The sequence below is a fragment of the Allobranchiibius huperziae genome (genome assembly GCF_013410455.1).
GTDB lineage: Bacteria > Actinomycetota > Actinomycetes > Actinomycetales > Dermatophilaceae > Allobranchiibius > Allobranchiibius huperziae.
In genome coordinates this window covers 1,442,791-1,458,607 of sequence record NZ_JACCFW010000001.1, presented here as the reverse complement: position 1 = coordinate 1,458,607, position 15,817 = coordinate 1,442,791, and the positions used below count along the sequence as shown (strand labels likewise).

The window sequence follows — 15,817 nt, the reverse complement described above, 5'->3', positions numbered from 1 at the left end:
TGTCGTGGGTGCAGGCTGCCGTACAAGTCTCAGGTACGTCGACGGGGTTTCGACGGGCGGTACGTCGAGACGTGCGGGTCGCCGTCGATCCAGAACCGCCAGGGGTACGTCGCACCGTCCCCGCCGGCACCGCTGACCCCTACCCGCGGGCCGGTCCGGACCGCGGTCAGCGGCACCGGCTCGCCCGCCCGTACGTGCACGGGCGACTCCGGGTCCCTCAGATCGGTGCCGTTGCGGCCCAGGTCGGTGAAACCCAGGGCCAGGGCCAGCCGCGCGGGCCCACGGGCCAGGTCTCGGTCGGGGACCGTGCCTTGTCGGCCTCGAAGGCCACGACGCTCCCGAGCGAGGCCGACGCCCTGCACGACCTCGCCGGCCCGGAGCAGGAGGCCGGCCGCATGCCCGACCGGACCGCAGACGACGTTGATGCAGTAGTGCATCCCGTACGTGAAGTAGACGTACAGGTGCCCCGGAGGCCCGAACATCACCGAGTTGCGCGGCGTCTGCCCCCGGAAGCCGTGCGCTCCCGGGTCGTTCGCACCGTCGTACGCCTCGACCTCGCAGATCCGCACTCCCACGCCGGCGTGCTCGACGTACGCCCCGAGCATCCTCGGCGCCACGTCGAGCACGTCCACCGAACCGTCGAGCGGGAACGGCAGCGAGGCAGGACCGGTCATTCCGCGGCGTGGTCCCCGGGCACTCGCCGGGTCCAGGTGCGCAGCTCGTCGTTGCGCGCATCGACCTCCTGGAGCTGGTCGCGCACCCGCTCCGGCGCCGTGCCGCCCCGGGAGCTGCGCGAGGCCAGAGAGCCCGGCACGCTCAGCACCTCGCGCACCCCGGGCTGCAGGGCCGGATCGATCTCCTGCAGGTCCTCGTCGGTCAGCTCCCACAGCTCGATGCCGCGCGACTCGCACACCCGCACGCATGCGCCGGCCACCTCGTGCGCGATCCGGAACGCGACCCCCTGACGCACCAGCCAGTCGGCGATGTCGGTGGCGAGGGCGAAACCCTGCGGCGCGAGCGACTCGAGGCGCTCGGTGTCGAAGGTGAGGGTGGCGACCATCCCGGAGAACGCCGGGAGCAGCACCTCGAGCGAGTCGACGGCGTCGAAGATCGGCTCCTTGTCCTCCTGCAGATCACGGTTGTAGGCGAGCGGGAGGCCCTTGAGCGTCGTCATCAGTCCCGCGAGATCACCGACGAGGCGACCCGCCTTGCCCCGCGCCAGCTCGGCGACGTCGGGGTTCTTCTTCTGCGGCATGATGCTCGACCCGGTGGAGAACGCGTCGTCCAGCGTCACGAAGGAGAACTCGCGGGTGGCCCAGAGGATGACCTCCTCGGCGATGCGGGAGATGTCCACCGCGGCCATCGCCGCGACGAACGCGAACTCGGCGACGACGTCCCGACTCGCGGTGCCGTCGATGGAGTTCGACGACGAGGTGCTGAAGCCCAGCTCATGGGCCACGGCGAGCGGGTCGAGACCGAGCGCCGTACCCGCCAGTGCCCCGGATCCGTAGGGCGACTCGTCCGCGCGCACGTCCCAGTCACGCAGCCGGTCGACGTCCCGCAGCAACGCCCAGGCGTGGGCGAGCAGGTGATGGGACAACAGCACCGGCTGCGCATGCTGTAGGTGGGTGCGGCCCGGCATCGCGACACCGAGGTGCGCGCGGGCGTGCAGGACCAGGGCGTCGACCACGTCGAGCAGCAGTCCCCCGACCTCACGGGCGTGCTCGCGCAGGTAGACCCGGAAGAGCGTGGCGATCTGGTCGTTGCGCGACCGGCCGGCGCGCAACCGGCCGCCCACCTCCGGACCGGCCCGGTCGATCAGTCCCCGTTCGAGCGCGGTGTGCACGTCCTCGTCGTCCGGTGCGGGACCGAACGCGCCGCTCGCGACGTCGTCCGCCAGTCGGTCCAAGGCGTCCAGCATCGCGGCGAGATCCTCCGGCGACAGCAGTCCCGCTCCGTGCAGCACCCTGGCGTGCGCCCGGGAGCCGCGGATGTCGTACGACGCGAGCCGCCAGTCGAAGTGCGTCGACTTCGACAGCGCCGCCAGGGCGTCCGCCGGCCCGTCGCTGAACCGGCCGCCCCACAGGCTGACGGTGGGCGCTGGGGTCGCTCGGGTCTCGTCGGTCATTGCGGTGAGTCTCCTTGATCGCGTGCGGCATCGGTGTGCTCCGCTGCATCGAGCAGCGCTCGTGCCACCGCAGGTGCGGTGGCGGACGAGCTTGCCACCACCATGACGGTGTCGTCCCCGGCGAGGGTGCCCACCACGTCGGCGGCGAGGGAGTGGTCGATCGCGGACGCCAGGTAGTTCGCGGCTCCCGGTGGGGTGCGCAGGATGACCAGGTTCTCCGTGACCGTCGCGGTGACCAGCAGCTCGGCGCACACGCGGCGCAGCCGCTCGTCCACCTCGCCGCCGTCGGCGGGCAGCCGGGGCCGGTCGTCGCCGCCCTCGGCGGGCACGGCGTACACGAGCTGCGAGCCGTCGCGCACCTTGGCGGCGCGCAGCTGCACGAGGTCCCGCGAGAGCGTCGCCTGGGTGACCTCCACCCCGCTGCGGGCCAGGTGGTCGGCCAGCTCGGACTGTGAGCGGATCCGCTCGGACGTGATCACCTCCACGATGAGCCGCTGGCGCGCCGTCCGCGTCGCCGGGATCACGACTGCTCCAGCAGGAAGGCCAGCAGCGCCTTCTGGGCGTGCAACCTGTTCTCGGCCTCGTCGAAGACCACCGACGCCGGCCCGTCGATCACCTCGGCGCTGATCTCGAACCCGCGGTAGGCCGGGAGGCAGTGCAGGACGATCGCATCGTCGGCGGCGTAGCTCAGCAGGTCGGCGTCGACGGCGTACGGGGCGAACGGGGAGTCGCTGCCCTTGCGGGTCGCGGACTCGCCCTCCTGACCCATCGACACCCAGGTGTCGGTGATGACGACCTGCGCGGCGTCGACCGCGGCGCGCGGGTCGTCCGTGAGGGTGATCGATCCCCCTGTCGTGGCGGCGATCTCGTGCGCACGGCGGACGACCTCGGGGTCCGCCTGCGCCACGTTCGGGCCGCCGACCCTCAGGTGCATGCCCGCGGTCGCGAAGCCGAGCAGGTAGGAGTGGGCCATGTTGTTCGCGGCGTCGCCGACGTATGCCGCGGTGAGACCGGCGAGCCTGCCGCGGTGCTCGGTGATGGTCAGCAGATCGGCCAGGATCTGGCACGGGTGGAACTGGTCGGTGAGCGCATTGACCACCGGCACCCCCGCGTACCGCGCCATCTCCTCGATCCGGGACTGGTCGAACGTGCGCCACACGATCGCGGCTACCTGCCGACCGAGGACCCGGGCGCAGTCGGGGATCGACTCGCGCACCCCGATCTGGGCCATCGACCCGTCGACGACCACGGGGTAACCGCCGAGCTCGGACACCCCTGCGGAGAAGGACAGCTGGGTGCGCAGCGTGGGCTTGTCGAAGACGAGCGCGACGGACCGCGGGCCCTCCAGCGGGCGGGCAGCGAAGCGCTCCCCCTTCAGGCGCGCTGCCTCGTCCAGGATCCTGGCCTGCTCCACCGGAGTGACGTCGTCGTCGCGTAGGAAGTGCCGGGTCATGAGGTTGCCTCCTGCAGGATGCCCGGGAGCGCATCCAGGAACTGGTCGAGTTGGGTCGTGCTCAGGATCAACGGCGGTGCAAGCCGAAGTGCCTGCGGCGCGACGGGATTGACGATGAAGCCGGCGTCGCGGGCGGCGACCGCGACTGCGGGCGCAATCGGCTCGGCGAGGGTGATGGCCTGCAACAGGCCCATCCCCCGCACGCCGGTGACTCCATCCGGGGCCTCGTCGCGGACGCGTTCGGCCAGCAGACGGCCGAGGTGCTCGGCGTTCGCGAGCAGTCCCTGCTCCTCGATGGTCTGAATCACGGCCAGGCCCGCTGCCGCGGCCAGCGGATTGCCCCCGAAGGTGGACCCGTGCTGACCCGGCTGCAGCAGCTGTGACACCTGATCGCCGAACGTCACCAGGGCGCCGACAGGCACTCCCCCACCGAGCCCCTTGGCCACCGTGATGGCGTCCGGCACCACGTCGGTGTGCTGGTGAGCGAACCAGCGGCCGGTGCGTCCCATGCCGGTCTGGATCTCGTCCAGGATCAGCAATGCCCCTGCGGCTGTGGTGATCTCACGGGCCGCCCGCAGGTAGGCCGGGTCGGGCACGATGACGCCCGCCTCACCCTGCACCGGTTCCAGCACGACCGCCCCGGTCTCGGAGGTGACCTGCGACGCCAACGCGTCGACGTCGCCGTACGGGACGTGACTGACGCCGGGCATCAGCGGTTCGAACGGCGCGCGGTAGGCCGGTTTGTGGGTCAGTGCGAGCGCGCCGGTGGTGCGCCCGTGGAAGGCGCCCTCCGCGGCCACGATGCCCGGGCGGCCGGTACGCCGCGCCAGCTTGATGGCCGCTTCGATCGCCTCGGCGCCGGAGTTGGCGAAGAAGACCCGCGAGCCGTCCGGCGCGTCGGCGATCCGCAAGAGCTGCTCGGCGAGCTCGATCTGCGGGCGGGACGTGAAGAGGTTGGAGACGTGGATGGCCTCGGCCGCCTGCTTGGACACCGCCGCCACGAGGGCCGGGTGCCCGTGGCCGAGCACGTTGACGGCGATGCCGCCGAGCAGGTCGAGGTAGCGCCGGCCGTCGGCGTCCCACACGTAGCAGCCGTCGCCGTGCGTCAGCACGAGCGGGGGCGTGCCGAACACGCCCAGCAGGCTGCCCTCGTAGCGCCGCAGCAGGTCCTGCTGGGCGGTCATGCGTCGTCCTGCGGAAGCACCATGGTGCCGATCCCTTCGTCGGTGAAGACCTCGAGCAGCAGCGAGTGCGCCCGGCGGCCGTCGATCACGTGCGCCTGAGGCACTCCGCCGCGGATCGCGCGGATGCACCCCTCCAGCTTGGGCACCATCCCCGAGTCCACCTCCAGCAGCAGCTCTTCGGCGCGCTGCAGGGACAGGGAGCTGAGCAGGCTGTCGCGGTCGGGCCAGTCGGCGTAGATGCCCTCCACGTCGGTGAGCATGACCAGCTTGTGCGCACCCAGCGCGACGGCCAGCGCCGACGCCGCGGTGTCGGCGTTGACGTTGAGCACCTGCCCCCGCTCGGCCAGGTCCGGCGCAACGGAGGACACCACGGGCACCCTGCCGGCGTCGAGCAGGTCGCGGACGGCGGCCGGGTTGACGGTGACGACGTCGCCGACGAGCCCTATGTCGACCTCCTCGCCGTCGATCAGCGCGCCGCGGCGACGTGCGCCGAAGAGCGAGCCGTCCTCGCCGGACAACCCCACGGCCAGCGATCCGTGCTGGTTGATCAGGCCGATGAGCTCACGAGAGACCTGGCCGGTCAGCACCATGCGCACGACCTCCATCACCTCCGGGGTGGTGACGCGCAGACCGGCCTTGAACTCCGATTGCAGGCCCAGCCGGTCGAGCATGATCTGGATCTGCGGGCCGCCGCCGTGCACCACGACCGGGCGGAGCCCGGCGTACCGCAGGAAGGCGACGTCCTGGGCGAACGCGAGCTTGAGCGCGTCGTCGGTCATCGCGTTCCCGCCGTACTTGATCACGACGAGCGCGTCGCGGAACCGCTCCAGCCACGGGAGCGCCTCGACCAGTGTGACGGCCTTGTCGGCGGCGGCGATCAGATCGGTGCGCGGGCGAAGGGTCATGTGCTGTAGGCCGAGTTCTCGTGCACGTACTCGTGGGTGAGATCGTTGGTCCAGATCGTCGCCGCCGCCTCCCCCGCGTGGAGGGCCACGACGACCTGCACCTCCCGACCGCTCAGATCGACGCCCGCCCGGTCCTCGCCCACGCCACCGGACCGGCACACCTGCACGCCGTTCATCCAGACGTCCAGCTCGGCCGGGTCGAAGCTCGCGTACGTCGTGCCGACGGCCGCCAGCACCCGACCCCAGTTCGGGTCGTTGCCGAAGACCGCGCACTTGAAGAGGTTGTTACGCGCGATCGCCCGGCCGACCTCGAGCGCCTCGGTCGTGGAGAGGGCGGAACGGACCTCGATGCTGATGTCGTGATGCGCGCCCTCGGCGTCACCGATGAGCTGGCGGGCCAGGTCGGCGCAGCAGTCGGTCAGAGCATCCGTCAGCTCCGCGCGATCGACAGTGATGCCGGAGGCACCGGAGGCGAGCACCAGGACGGTGTCGTTGGTGGACTGGCACCCGTCGGAGTCGATCCGGTCGAAGGTGATCTCCGTCGCCGCGTGCAGCGCCGGCTCGAGGTCGGTGGGGTCGACCACAGCGTCGGTCGTGATGACCACGAGCATCGTCGCCAGGGCCGGCGCCAGCATCCCGGCGCCTTTGGCCATCCCGCCGACCGACCACCCGGACCGCGCGACCGTCGCCTGTTTGGGGTGGGTGTCGGTGGTCATGATCGCGGTGGCAGCCGCCGTACCGCCCTGTGCGTCGAGGGCCTCGACGCTCCGGGTGACACCCGACAGCAGTCTGTCCATCGGCAGCAGCTCGCCGATCAGACCTGTCGAGCACACCACGACGTCACCCGCGGAGACGCCGATCGCGTCCGCGGTCGCCTCGGCCGTGCGGTGGGTGTCGGCGAATCCCTGCGCACCCGTCAGCGCGTTCGCACCACCGGAGTTGAGGATCACGGCATCCGCTCGGCCGTCGGAGACGACCTGCCTGCTCCAGGTGACCGGCGCTGCCTCGATGCGATTGCTGGTGAAGACGGCGGCCGCGTGATGGTCGGGCCCGTCGTTCACCACGAGCGCGACGTCGGAATCGCCGCTGGCCTTCAGACCCGCGGTCACACCGGCTGCCCGGAACCCCTGCGGTGTGGTGACACTCACGGCCTACTCCCTGTCTCTGCGTTGTCGGTCCTGCTGGTGCCGGTCGTCGTCACGGTGCGATCCCCGCTGTCGGCAGGCCGGTCGTCTCGGGGAGCCCGAGCGCCAGATTCATGCACTGCAGCGCAGCGCCCGCCGTGCCCTTGGTGAGGTTGTCCACGGCTGCGACGGCGACCACCCGGCCGACCCGCTCGTCGACCTCGACCTGCAGATGGACCATGTTGGACCCGAGCACGCTCCCGGTCGACGGCCACGACCCGGACGGGAGGAGCTCGACGAACGGCTCGTCGGTGTACGCCGCGGCATACGCCTCCCGGACCTGCCCCGGTCGGACGCCGTCGGCCAGGGGTGCCGTGCAGGTGGCGAGGATCCCCCGCGGCATCGGGGCGAGGGTGGGGGTGAACGACACCCGCACCGGAGCGCCACCGGCCACGGCGAGATTCTGCTCGATCTCGGGGGTGTGCCGGTGGGTGCCCCCGACGCCGTACGGCGACATCGCGCCCATCACCTCGGCCCCCAGCAGGTGCGGTTTGAGGCTGCGCCCGGCACCGGAGGTGCCGCTGGCAGCGACGATGACCACGTCGCGCGGCTGCACCAGTCCGGCGGCGAACGCAGGAGCAAGTGCCAGCGTGCACGCGGTGGGATAGCAGCCGGGGACCGCGATACGACGGGCACCACGCAAGGCGTCGCGCTGCCGACCGCCGGCCGTGAGCAGCTCGGGCAGGCCGTAGGGCCAGGTGCCGGCGTGCGGGGTGTCGTAGAAGGTGGTCCAGGCGTCGGCGTCCTGCAGCCGGAAGTCCGCGCCGCAGTCGATGACCACGGTGTCGGGCGCGAGCTGCTCGACGACCGAGGCGGACGCGCCGTGCGGCAGCGCCAGGAACACCACGTCGTGATCGCGCAGGTGCTCGGCGGTGGAGTCCAGGAGCACGCGGTCGGCCAGCGGGCTGAGGTGCGGCGCCACCTCGCCGAGCGTCCTACCGGCACTGCTCGCCGCCGTGACGTGCCCGATCTGCACGTCGGGACGGCCCAGCAGCAGGCGCAGGATCTCTCCACCGGCGTACCCGCTCGCTCCGGCGACCGCGATCTTCAGCATTGCATGATCATACATGCCTGCGCATACTCATGCGCCGCGCTGGGACGCCCCCGTCTCCTGCTCCGCGCGAGCCACCGCACGGTCGCGGGCCGCGTTCACCTCGGTCGTGGTGAGCGTGCGGTCCGGCGCCCGGAACTGCAGCCGGTAGGCCAGAGACTTCTTGCCCGCACCGACCTGCTCGCCGGAGTAGAGGTCGAAGAGGGCTGCCGCCTCGAGGTCGTCACCGGCACCCGCGCGCAGGGCGGCTTCGACCCGCGCTGCCGGGACGGTCTCGTCGACGACCAGAGCCACGTCGCTGCTGGCCATCGGGTACGTCGAGACGGGTGCCGAGACCGTGTCGCCCTCGCTCGCGGCGAGCAGCACGTCCAGGTCGAGTTCACCGGCGACCGTGCGTGCGGGCAGTTCCAGGGCCTCGCAGACCTTCGGGTGCACCTCTCCGACCCAGCCGGCGATCCCGCCGCCCGGGACCGTGACCACGGCGCACCGGCCGGGGTGGAACGGTGCCCGCTCGTCGGCGGCTGTGGTGAGCGTGAGGCCGAGGGCCTGGCCCAGGTCGCGCACGATCTCCAGGGCGTCGGTCCAGTCCGCGCCACGTCCGGGACCCCACCAGGCGGTGCGGTCGCGCTCACCGGTCAGGGCGAAAGCGAGCTGTCGCGGCTGCGGCGGTACGGCGGCACGGATCTGCGCCAGCGTCGCATCGTCCGGACGCACGCCCGGTGGTTCCGTGGGCGCCTTGCGGCGCTGACCGTCCGGCAGGGCGACGAGCCCGACCTCGAACAGCGCCAGGTCGCGGGCACCGCGGGACACGTTGCGCCGCAGGGTGTCGAGCAGTCCCGGCAGCAGCGTCGTGCGGAAGAGGTCGGCTTCCTGGGACAGCGGGTTCGCGATCTTGACGGCCCGGCTGCGGGGATCGGCGTCGTCGATCCCGAGCCGCTGCAGCACCTGCGGGTTGACGAACGGCGCGCTCCAGGTCTCCTGCAGGCCGCGACCGGCCAGCAGGTCCGCGATCGTGCGCCGGGTCTGCTGACTGCGCGTCAGACCTCGGCCGCCGGGCGGGCGGGGCACCACCGAGGGGATGGCGTCGTACCCGTGGATGCGCGCCACCTCCTCCACGAGGTCGGGGCCGGTGGTCAGGTCGGGGCGCCACGTGGGCGGCACGACGCTGGCGCGAGTGCCGGACACTTCGACGGCGCAACCGATCTGGCGCAGGACGTCGACGACCTGCTCCTCGTCGTACGCCACACCGACCAGCCGCGTCGGCAGGGTGAGGTCGAAGTCGATGGTGACGGGAGGGAGCCCGTCACCGACGTCGGTCGCGCCATCGTCGGCGACTCCCCCGGCGTACTCGACGAGCAGGTCGACGATCAGTTGTGCGGCCGCGGGGGCCAGGTCGATGTCCACCCCGCGCTCGAACCTGCGCGCGGCCTCCGACGGCAGCTTGTGCCGGCGGGCCGAGCGGGCGATCGAGACGGGGTCGAAGTTCGCCGCCTCGATCAGCACGTCGGTAGTGGTCCCCGAGATCTCCGTGTCGGCGCCGCCCATCACCCCGGCGATGCCGAGCACGCGGTCACCACCGTCGGTGATCAGCAGATCCTCGCCGAAGAGCGAACGCTCCTGATCGTCGAGGGTCTTCAAGGTCTCGCCGGCGGCTGCCCGGCGTACGACGATCGGACCGGAGATCGTCGCGAGGTCGAAGGTGTGGGTGGGCTGGCCGAGCGCCAGCATCACGTAGTTGCTGATGTCGACGGTCAGCGAGATGGGCCGCATGCCGGCCTCGGTGAGCCGGGTGGCCATCCATGCCGGGGTGGGTGCGCCCTGGTCGATGCCCCGCACCGTGCGGGTGACATAGCGGCGGCAGCCGGCCTGTCCGCGCAGCGGCGAGCGGTCGTCCAGGCGCACCGCGAAGCCGGTGTCTGCGTCGTGCGGGGCGCGCTGCGCGAGGGCGGGCACCGGATCGGTGAAGACTGCGCCGGTCGCGTGGGAGTACTCACGGGCGACGCCCCGCAGGCTGAAGCAGTAGCCGCGGTCGGGGGTCACATTGATCTCGACCGTCTCGCGATCCAGACCGAGAAGCGCGACCGCGTCCTGGCCGGGCACCAGCTCCGCGCCCGGCAGCAGCTCGGCCAGCCGGATGATCCCGCCGGAGCCGTCGTCGGGCAGGCCGAGTTCGTCCGCGGCGCAGATCATCCCGGCGCTGACGTGCCCGTAGGTCTTGCGCGCGGCGATGTGGAAATCGCCGGGCAGCACGCCGCCTGGCAGGACGCAGACGACCCAGTCGCCCGCGGCGAAGTTGTGCGCTCCGCAGACGATGCCCTGCGGCTCACCGGTGCCGTTGGCATCGCCCACGTCGACCTGGCACCAGTTGATCGTCTTGCCGTTCTTCTGCGGCTCGGGGTCGGCGGAGATCACCCGGCCGACCACCAGCGGTCCGGTGATGTCGGCGCCGTGCAGGCCCTCCTCCTCCAGACCGACGCGCACCAGGGCGGCCGCGATGTCCGCGCCGGTGGTCCCCGGTGCGATCTCGACGTACTCGCGCAGCCACTCGACGGGCACCCGCATCAGATCTCCATCCCGAACTGGCTGTTGAAGCGCACGTCGCCCTCGATCATCTCCCGCATGTCGGCGACACCGGTGCGGAACATCAGCGCCCGGTCGATGCCCATGCCGAAGGCGAAGCCGGAGTACCTCGCCGGGTCGACGCCGCACGCGCGGAGCACGTTCTCGTTGACCATCCCGCAGCCGCCCCACTCGATCCAGCCGGTGCCGCCGCACGTGCGGCAGTCCGGGTCGTTGCCGTGGCACACGAAGCAGCGCAGGTCCATCTCCGCGGACGGCTCGGTGAACGGGAAGTACGACGGGCGCAGCCGGGTGGTGATGTCCGGGCCGAACAACTCGGCGGCCAGCCGGTCGAGGGTGCCCTTGAGGTGGGCCATCGTGAGGCCCTCGTCGACGGCCAGGCCCTCCAGCTGGTGGAAGGCCGGCATGTGGGTGGCATCCAGCTCGTCGGTGCGGAACACCCGCCCCGGCACCGCGATGTAGAGCGGCACGCCGCGTTCGAGCATGGCGCGGGCCTGCACCGGCGAGGTGTGCGTACGCAGAACGAGACCGGCGTCCGGGGGCTCGACGTAGAACGTGTCCTGCATCTGCCGGGCCGGGTGGTCCTGGTCGAAGTTCAGGGCGTCGAAGGTGAACCACTCGGCCTCGACCTCGGGCCCCTCGGCGATCTCCCAGCCCATCCCGACCATCACGTCGGCCATCTGCTGCCCCATCAACTCCACGGGGTGGCGGCGGCCGAGCGGGCGCCGGTCGGGCACCAGGGTCATGTCGACGCGCTCGTCGGCGAGGATGCGCTCGTCGCGCTCGGCCTCGAGCACCTGCTGGCGTGCCTTGAGCTCCTGGGCGACGCGACCGCGGGCCTGGCCCACGCGCTTGCCCGCCTCGGCCTTCGCGGTCGGCGGCAGCGCCCCGATCTCGCGGTTGGCGAGGGCGAGCGGGCTCTTGTCCCCCTGGTGCTCGGTGCGTGCGATCTTCAACGCCTCGAGGGAGTCGGCGGCCGCGATCCCCTCGATCGCGGACTGCACCGCCGCATCGATCTGAGCGGGGTCCAGAGCAGCCACCTCGACCGGGTCGTACTGCGTGTTGGGGCCTGACATCGACTGCCTTCGTTGAACGTTCGGAGGACTGGCGGAGTCTATCGACGGGAAGCGGTGCTCTTCACGGGTGTTTGCGCCGCGGCGCTGGCGTAGAGGCAGATGGTCGCGGCCATCGCGAGATTGAGGGATTCGGCGTGACCGTGGATCGGCACCCGGACGACCTCGTCGCATCGATCGCGTAACTCGTGCGGCAACCCCCACGCCTCGTTGCCCATCACCCAGGCGTGCGGTCCGTGCAGGTCGGCGTCCGGTAGCAGCACTTCACCGGCACCGTCCGCCGCGAGTACGGCGATCCCGCGCCGCCGGCAGCCGTCGATGACCGACTCCAGGGGCGCGCCGACGACCACCGGCAGGTGCCAGAGGGATCCGGCGGTCGAGCGCACGACCTTCGGGTTGTAGAGGTCGACGCTGGAGTCGGTGACGATCACCGCGCGGGCACCGGCGGCGTCCGCGCCTCGCAGCACGGTGCCGGCGTTGCCCGGATCGCGCACCTGGGCGAGCACGACCACGAAGCCTGCGGTCGGCTCCACGACCGCGTCCAGCGCGTCGTCCAGCGGTACGTCGACCGGCCGACAGACGGCCAGGATGCCTTGCGGGTGCTGGGTGTCGGCCAGTTCGGCCAGCACCTGCGCGGTGCAGTCGTGCACGGGTACGTCGGCGGCGCGTGCCTGCTCGAGCAGGTCGGCGTGACGCTGCGCCGTCTCGGCGTCGACGTACACCTCCACGGCGGTGGCGGGAGAGAACCGCAGCACCTCGCGGACGGACTGCGGCCCATCCGCGACGAACCGGTGGGCCCGCTCACGCACCGAACGCCGACCGAGCGCTCGCACTGCCTTCACCCGCGTCGCGCGGGGGTTGGTCAGCACGGCAGGCTCGGCCGGCGTTCGAGGGTGGTGATGTCGTTCAGGCGGCGCTGGTGGCGTCGGACTTCTCCTCGGTCGCCGGCACGTTGGCCTTGGCGATCTCGACGAGGGCCGCGAAAGCCGGGGCGTCGTTGACGGCCAGCTCGGCCAGCATGCGACGGTCGACCTCGATCTCGGCGGCCTTCAGGCCCTGGATGAACCGGTTGTAGGTCATCCCGTTGGCGCGGGCGCCGGCGTTGATGCGCTGGATCCACAGGCGACGGAAGTCACCCTTGCGGGCCCGGCGGTCCCGGTAGGAGTAACCCATGCTGTGGGTTACCTGCTCCTTGGCCTTGCGGTACAGGCGCGAACGCTGACCGCGGTAGCCGCTCGCCTGTTCCAGGACGACGCGACGCTTCTTGTGGGCGTTGACTGCCCGCTTCACGCGTGCCACGTGAATCTCCTTCGATTAGTGCTACCGGCGCATGCACCGGTGATGCGAGATGGGCAGTGCTTACTTACCGAGCAGGCGCTTGATCCTGCGGGTGTCGGCGGGTGCGACGACGACGTCGTTCACCAGTCGGCGGGCGTTGCTGGAGCTGCGCTCCTGGAACTTGTGCACGTGACGCGCGCGCTGGCGCATCACCTTGCCGGTCCCGGTGGTGCGGAAGCGCTTCTTGGCCCCGCTGTGGGTCTTCATCTTCGGCATCTGCCGGTCTCCTTCGTGTCGCCGGGCCGCGCAGAACGCGCGGGAGGTCCCGGTGTGGCGTGCAAAATCTCTGGGCCCGCTGCGAGGCGGGCCGGTCACTCGGTGGTCGCGAGCTCCGTCTCGGGCTGGTCGGCCGCTTCGGCCTCCCGCTTACGACGTCCCTCGGCGCGGGCCTCGGCCTTCTTCTTGACCGGCCCGATCACCATGACCATGTTGCGACCGTCCTGCTTCGGCGAACTCTCGACGAACCCGATCTCGGACACGTCCTCGGCGAGTCGCTGCAACAGTTTGAAGCCCATCTCGGGGCGGGACTGCTCGCGACCGCGGAACATGATCGTGACCTTGACCTTGTCGCCCGCGTTCAGGAAGCGCTCGACGTGGCCCTTCTTGGTGCCGTAGTCGTGCGGGTCGATCTTCAGGCGGAGTTTGATCTCCTTGATGACCGTGTTGACCTGGTTCTTGCGGGCCTCACGGGCCTTGACGGCAGCCTCGTACTTGAACTTGCCGTAGTCCATGAGCTTGGCGACCGGCGGCTTGGCCATCGGCGCGACCTCGACGAGGTCGAGGTCTGCTTCGCCGGCCAGTCGCAGCGCGTCCTCGACGCGCACGATGCCGACCTGTTCGCCGTTGGGTCCGACCAACCGGACCTCAGGTACCCGGATTCGGTCGTTGATACGTGGTTCAGCGCTGATGTCTGCTCCTTCTTCCGCTGCTCCTTCGAAGCTGCGTGGAGACAAAGAAAGGCTCCTCGTCACCCACGGTGCACGAGGAGCCCACGCTGCAGTTCAGGCGGATCGGTCGATGACCGACGCCGACGCCCCATCGATTCGTCGCCGGTGACGATGCACCGACGGACGACCGAGAGGATCGTCGTACCTGGACCGGAACCCCGCGGCATGCCTGCCGCACAGGGTGGAAGCGGTTGCTTCTCTTGCACACCGGCGATGATGACCCGGGCAGCTGCCCGGACATAACGCCGATCGGTAAGCACAACGGTAACAGCCGCCCTGCCATTCCCACCAATTCGGCGCCATCGGCTCCATCGAACGCGGTGCGAGGACCGGACCACGGCTCGATAATCACCTCATGCCGTACGACAGGGAACTCGCGCAGCGCATCCGCGTCCTGGTGGAAGGCAGCTACGGACTGTCCGAGAAGGCCATGTTCGGTGGGCTCGCGTTCCTGATCAACGGCCACCTCGCGGTCGCCGCGGGCAGCCGGGGCGCCCTGATGGTCCGGGTGGCACCCGAGCAGACGGCGCAGCTGCTCGACCCGCCGCGGGTCGAGCGCTTCGTGATGCGGGGCCGGGCGCTGGACGGCTGGCTCGACGTGTCCCCCGAAGCGGTCGCCGACGACGAGGCGTTGCACCGGTGGGTCGATGAGGGAATGACGTACGCCGCGAGCCTGCCGCGGCGCGAAGGCACCGAGCCCGGCGGCTGAGCCGACCGCCGGCTCAGGCAGCGAGCCGGTGCTCGACCTCGACCGGACGGCCGGTGCGGGGTCGCGCGCCTGCGGCAGCCAGCAGAGCGATGAGCGCACCGAGGATCGACACGGAGACGAAACCTCCGCCGAATCCGAAGTGATCGATCGCCACCCCGCCGATCGGCGCACCGAGCGCCGAGCCGGTCGTCATGAACGAACCGTGCCACCCCATGGCCTCGCCGCGCGCGGACGGCGGGACGACACGGGAGATCGCGTCGACCGTCGCGGTGATGGTGGGAGCGCAGAAGATCCCGGCCAACAGGGAGAACGCCGCCAGCATCCACGGAGAGGTCGCGAGCGCCATGGGGGCGGTCGTGACAGCGAGCCCGAGCAGCAACAGCGACGGCGGGAGCGGGCGCGAGATGGCGCCGTACACGAGACCGCCGACGATCGAACCCACGCTCCACACGACCAGGACCAGCCCGAGGGAGGCCGTGGCGGACCACTGCCTCATGGCTGCGACGAACGCGACGTCGCTGCCGGTGAGCACGATGGTCGACGCGGTGGCAGCCGCGCAGAACAGGACGAACTTCAGCCGGAACCACTCGGCGCGCTGCACCGGCGCGGCCGTCGAACCCGTGGTCGAGGCATCGCGCAGCGGCGGGTCGGCCCACCAGAGCAGCACGCCCACGACGACACCGACCATCTCGATGCCGAAGAGCACCCACGTGGTCGAGACGACGGTCGCGAGCCAGACCACCAGCAGCGGCCCGGTCATGAACGCCAGCTCGACGACGATCCCGTCCAGCGAGAGCGCGGTGCGCCGGTCGACCTCGGTCACGGCGGCGATGACGCCCTGGCGGATCACCGAGAAGGTCGGCACCACGAACAGTCCGGCGACGACCGAGAGAACGAGCAGCGCCCAGTAGCCGACGAACGGCGCGATCGACCAGCAGACACCGTTCACCACGATCGAGGGGGCGACCACGCGCCGTAGGCCGAGACGGTCCAGCAACCGCCCCCGCCAGGGCCCTGAGACGGCGATGGCGATGGTGCCGGCGGCGGCCACCAGGCCGGCCTCGGTGTAGGTGCGGTGCAGGTGGCTGACGACGTGCAGCGTGAGGATGACTCCGGCCGAGAAGATCGGCAGGCGCAGCAGGAATCCGAGCAGCAGTACGCGACGTGCGTCGCGGACGGCGAGCACGCGTCGGTACGGCGTGATGGACATGCGTCAATACTTCCATATCGAAATTCTTGACTCCAGTCGTTTTCGTGTGACGTTG

Annotated in this window: 16 protein-coding genes; 1 reads left to right on the top strand and 15 read right to left on the bottom strand. The window is 71.0% G+C overall.

Annotation, left to right across the window (positions count from 1 at the left end; all coding sequences use genetic code 11):
- Nucleotides 1-29 precede the first annotated feature (29 nt).
- The 14 genes from HNR15_RS06985 to infC all read right to left on the bottom strand — a co-directional run bounded on the left by HNR15_RS06985 (nucleotide 30) and on the right by infC (nucleotide 13,867).
- On the bottom strand, nucleotides 30-674 hold the full coding sequence (locus HNR15_RS06985; protein ID WP_179480283.1) for a DNA-3-methyladenine glycosylase: 645 nt from the start codon (nucleotides 672-674) through the stop codon (nucleotides 30-32).
- Nucleotides 671-2,128: an argininosuccinate lyase gene (gene argH, locus HNR15_RS06980; protein ID WP_179480281.1), complete on the bottom strand. Its 1,458-nt coding sequence runs from the start codon at nucleotides 2,126-2,128 to the stop codon at nucleotides 671-673. The genes HNR15_RS06985 and argH overlap by 4 nt, the downstream gene beginning before the upstream one ends.
- Nucleotides 2,125-2,652: an arginine repressor gene (argR, locus tag HNR15_RS06975; RefSeq protein WP_179480279.1), complete on the bottom strand. Its 528-nt coding sequence runs from the start codon at nucleotides 2,650-2,652 to the stop codon at nucleotides 2,125-2,127. The genes argH and argR overlap by 4 nt, the downstream gene beginning before the upstream one ends.
- Nucleotides 2,649-3,581: an ornithine carbamoyltransferase gene (argF, locus tag HNR15_RS06970; protein WP_179480278.1), complete on the bottom strand. Its 933-nt coding sequence runs from the start codon at nucleotides 3,579-3,581 to the stop codon at nucleotides 2,649-2,651. The genes argR and argF overlap by 4 nt, the downstream gene beginning before the upstream one ends.
- On the bottom strand, nucleotides 3,578-4,765 hold the full coding sequence (locus HNR15_RS06965) for an acetylornithine transaminase (protein WP_179480277.1): 1,188 nt from the start codon (nucleotides 4,763-4,765) through the stop codon (nucleotides 3,578-3,580). The genes argF and HNR15_RS06965 overlap by 4 nt, the downstream gene beginning before the upstream one ends.
- Nucleotides 4,762-5,670 (bottom strand): acetylglutamate kinase, encoded by a 909-nt coding sequence (gene argB, locus HNR15_RS06960; protein WP_179480276.1) that lies wholly within the window; start codon nucleotides 5,668-5,670, stop codon nucleotides 4,762-4,764. Before argB ends, HNR15_RS06965 begins: the two co-directional genes overlap by 4 nt.
- Entirely contained in the window at nucleotides 5,667-6,818 is a 1,152-nt protein-coding gene (gene argJ, locus HNR15_RS06955) for a bifunctional glutamate N-acetyltransferase/amino-acid acetyltransferase ArgJ (RefSeq protein ID WP_179480275.1), read from the bottom strand. Before argJ ends, argB begins: the two co-directional genes overlap by 4 nt.
- Nucleotides 6,819-6,867: 49 nt before the next feature.
- Nucleotides 6,868-7,908, bottom strand: a complete 1,041-nt coding sequence (gene argC / locus HNR15_RS06950; protein ID WP_179480274.1) for an N-acetyl-gamma-glutamyl-phosphate reductase — start codon at nucleotides 7,906-7,908, stop codon at nucleotides 6,868-6,870.
- Between the two features lie 27 nt (nucleotides 7,909-7,935).
- The gene (gene pheT, locus HNR15_RS06945; protein ID WP_179480272.1) at nucleotides 7,936-10,467 is read right to left on the bottom strand and encodes a phenylalanine--tRNA ligase subunit beta; all 2,532 of its coding nucleotides are present in this window, start codon (nucleotides 10,465-10,467) and stop codon (nucleotides 7,936-7,938) included.
- Nucleotides 10,467-11,561 carry a phenylalanine--tRNA ligase subunit alpha gene (pheS, locus tag HNR15_RS06940; RefSeq protein ID WP_179480270.1) on the bottom strand — a complete coding sequence of 365 codons (1,095 nt, stop codon included), beginning with the start codon at nucleotides 11,559-11,561 and terminating at the stop codon, nucleotides 10,467-10,469. The genes pheT and pheS overlap by 1 nt, the downstream gene beginning before the upstream one ends.
- Nucleotides 11,562-11,599: 38 nt before the next feature.
- Nucleotides 11,600-12,427: a TrmH family RNA methyltransferase gene (locus HNR15_RS06935; RefSeq protein WP_179480268.1), complete on the bottom strand. Its 828-nt coding sequence runs from the start codon at nucleotides 12,425-12,427 to the stop codon at nucleotides 11,600-11,602.
- A gap of 37 nt (nucleotides 12,428-12,464) precedes the next feature.
- On the bottom strand, nucleotides 12,465-12,857 hold the full coding sequence (rplT, locus tag HNR15_RS06930) for a 50S ribosomal protein L20 (protein WP_179480266.1): 393 nt from the start codon (nucleotides 12,855-12,857) through the stop codon (nucleotides 12,465-12,467).
- A 60-nt stretch (nucleotides 12,858-12,917) separates the two neighbouring features.
- Entirely contained in the window at nucleotides 12,918-13,112 is a 195-nt protein-coding gene (gene rpmI / locus HNR15_RS06925) for a 50S ribosomal protein L35 (RefSeq protein ID WP_179480264.1), read from the bottom strand.
- A gap of 95 nt (nucleotides 13,113-13,207) precedes the next feature.
- Nucleotides 13,208-13,867 carry a translation initiation factor IF-3 gene (gene infC, locus HNR15_RS06920; protein ID WP_425484522.1) on the bottom strand — a complete coding sequence of 220 codons (660 nt, stop codon included), beginning with the start codon at nucleotides 13,865-13,867 and terminating at the stop codon, nucleotides 13,208-13,210.
- A 331-nt stretch (nucleotides 13,868-14,198) separates the two neighbouring features.
- Here infC and HNR15_RS06915 point away from each other — a divergent pair, with 331 nt between their 5' ends.
- On the top strand, nucleotides 14,199-14,552 hold the full coding sequence (locus HNR15_RS06915) for a TfoX/Sxy family protein (protein ID WP_179480262.1): 354 nt from the start codon (nucleotides 14,199-14,201) through the stop codon (nucleotides 14,550-14,552).
- 13 nt (nucleotides 14,553-14,565) lie between these two features.
- Here HNR15_RS06915 and HNR15_RS06910 read toward each other — a convergent pair whose 3' ends face one another.
- The gene (locus HNR15_RS06910) at nucleotides 14,566-15,762 is read right to left on the bottom strand and encodes an MFS transporter (protein WP_179480260.1); all 1,197 of its coding nucleotides are present in this window, start codon (nucleotides 15,760-15,762) and stop codon (nucleotides 14,566-14,568) included.
- Between the last annotated feature and the right edge of the window lie 55 nt (nucleotides 15,763-15,817).